Here is a 1,462-nt window from a genome sequence, read left to right as displayed (position 1 = left end):
CATCCACAAACTCGGCCCCGGCCTCTACGCCGCAACACCATGGTCCCCAGGCCCTCTTGCATGACCTGCGAAAACGTTAACTACCCGGCCTTGGGCCTTGACCCTGGGTTTTGGACACCGGAGACACTTGGATCTTGATGGTCCAGGAGAACGGAGTCCCCGTGGGGATGAAGCATTACCCCGCAGAGTTCAAAGCGGATGCGGTCGCGTTGTACCGGTCGAGGCCGGGAGCGACGATCAAGTCCGTCGCCGGTGATCTCGGGGTGAACACCGAGACGCTGCGGAACTGGATCCGGGCCGCCGACGGGCGCCGGCCCGGCGCCCACTCCGCACCGCCGGCCGCTTCGCAGACCGGCGGCGACGCTGTTCAGGCGGAGCTGGCCGCCGCTCGCAAGAGGATCCGTGAGCTCGAGGAAGAACGGGACATTCTCCGCAAGGCGGCCCGGTAGTTCGCGACGGAGACGCGCTGGTGAACCGCTACCAGTTCGTTGACGATCACCAGCGCCGACACGGCGTGAAGCGGCTCTGCGACATCCTCGGCCTGGCCCGCTCGAGCTTCTACTATTGGCGCCGCACCGCATCCGCGAGAGCGGCCCGCCAGACCGTCGAAGCCGGGATCGCGGCCCGGATACGCAAGGTCCACCAAGACTCCGACGGCACCTACGGAGCCCCCAGGATCACCGCAGAACTCCGCGACGAGGGCGGCCCGGTGGTCAACCACAAGCGCGTCGCGAGGATCATGCGGTCCATCGGGCTCAAGGGAGTCCGTCTGCGCCGCCGGCACCGCACCACCGTCGCGGACCAGACCGCAGCGAAGGCGCCAGACCTGATCGGCCGTGACTTCACCGCGGCCGCAGTCAACAGAAAGTACGTCGGCGACATCACATACCTGCCGGTCAGCGGCGCGAAGCCGCTCTACCTCGCGACCGTCATCGACCTCGCCTCACGCTGGCTCGCCGGGTGGGCGATCGCTGACCACATGTGGACAGAACTCGTCATCGACGCCCTCACGGCCGCCGAGCGGACCCGCGGAAACTTGACCGGAGCGATCATGCACACCGACCACGGATCTCAATATTCGAGCAGGGCCTTCGCGGAACTCTGCAGGTCAGCTGGGGTCCGGCAGAGCATGGGCGCGATCGGGTCCAGCGCCGACAACGCTGCCGCGGAAAGCTTCAACGCCGCCTTCAAGAGGGAGACGCTCAAAGGCCGCAAAGCCTGGTCGAGCGAGCGTGAGGCCAGGCTCGACGCCTTCCGCCGGCTGACCCGCTACAACACCCGGCGCCGGCATTCCCGCCTCGGTCAGCGGTCTCCGATTGCCTACGAGAACGCCGTCCAAGCAGCAGCAACTACCCTGACCCAAGCCGTGTCGGCGTACGGGCTGTAGTGCAGAGGTATGTACGGTCTGATGTACAGAGCTTGAGACTGTGTCAGCTGACGGCGGTGATGCCGCCTTCGATGG

General features: G+C 66.4%; 1 protein-coding gene. It reads left to right on the top strand.

Going from position 1 to position 1,462, the window contains the following annotated elements:
- The first annotated feature begins 161 nt into the window (after window positions 1-161).
- Window positions 162-1,387 (top strand): IS3 family transposase gene (locus BT364_RS38925; protein ID WP_107408421.1). Its coding sequence is split into 2 segments (ribosomal slippage): window positions 162-447 and window positions 447-1,387, totalling 1,227 coding nucleotides; the frame shifts between segments, so codons are not numbered across the junction.
- The last annotated feature ends 75 nt before the right edge of the window (window positions 1,388-1,462 follow it).

The sequence above is a fragment of the Streptomyces atratus genome (genome assembly GCF_900119365.1).
In the GTDB taxonomy this organism is placed as follows: Bacteria; Actinomycetota; Actinomycetes; order Streptomycetales; family Streptomycetaceae; genus Streptomyces; species Streptomyces atratus_B.
This window is presented reverse-complemented; position numbering and strand designations above follow the sequence as displayed.